Annotated in this window: 2 protein-coding genes; both read left to right on the top strand. The window is 64.0% G+C overall.

What is annotated here, in order from left to right; translation table 11 throughout:
- Positions 1–514, top strand: a 514-nt coding sequence (locus ACH107_RS33125; protein WP_412509832.1) for a HupE/UreJ family protein, incomplete at its 5' end; no start/stop codon positions are given.
- A 12-nt stretch (positions 515–526) separates the two neighbouring features.
- The coding region (locus ACH107_RS33120) for a transmembrane anchor protein (RefSeq protein WP_412509831.1) at positions 527–1,033 on the top strand (507 nt) is incomplete at its 3' end.

Raw genomic sequence — 1,033 nt, 5'->3', positions numbered from 1 at the left:
CATCCTGTTCCTTCTTGGCGTCGTGTTCTTCCTCTACCGGATGAAGGACGTCGCCATCTATGTCAGCATCTTCGCGGTCGGGCACTCGGTGACGATGCTCGCCGGTGTCTGGTGGGGATGGGGCATCAACGCCTACATCATCGACGCGATCATCGGCCTGTCGGTCGTCTACAAGGCGCTCGACAACCTCGGCGCCTACCGCGCGTGGTTCGGGGTCCAGCCGAACACCAAGGCCGCGACGCTGATTTTCGGCCTGTTCCACGGCACCGGCCTCGCCTCGAAGATCATCGAATACGACATCTCGGACGACGGGCTCCTGTGGAACCTCCTGGCGTTCAACTTTGGCGTCGAGGTCGGACAGATCCTCGCGCTGTTCGCGATCCTCGTCGTGATGGGTTACTGGCGCCGCTCCGAGCGGTTCATGAGCCAGGCCGTGGTCGCCAACGTCATCATGGTGGGCCTCGGCCTCTGGCTCACCGTCCACCAGATCAACGGCTTTCTTGCGGCTGCTTAAGGAGAAAACAACATGCAACTCATCGAGAAAATGCGCGCCACCATGCAGCTGAACGCGGAGAAGCCCGATCCGGCCCTCCTGCCGACACCGAAGCAACTGCGGCGCTCGACCATCGCCGCCGTGATCGGCGCGGCCTTCATCGGGGTCGGCGTCTACCTGCCCGCCGAATACGGGATCGACCCGACGGGAATTGGCAATGTGCTCGGCCTCACCGAAATGGGCGACATCAAGCAGCAGCTTGCCCGCGAGGCGGCCGAGGACGAAGCGATCCACGGCGGTGACCAATCCTCGAGCGTCATGGACGACATTTTCGGCCTCTTCGTGGGCGTGGCCCATGCGCAGGAAGCCTGGACCGACACGGTCACCTTCACTCTGGCGCCGGATGCGGCGACCGAGGTCAAGCTCGTCATGGAAGCGGGCGATGTCGCGGACTACGCGTGGGTCGCGGAGGGCGGCCGGATCAACTTCGACCTGCACGCCCATGGCGACGGCCAGTCCATCGACTACGACCGGGGCCGC

The sequence above is a fragment of the Roseovarius halophilus (ex Wu et al. 2025) genome (genome assembly GCF_047086965.1).
Note: the sequence above shows the minus strand (reverse complement) of the source record. Positions and strands in the feature narration are given on the sequence as shown.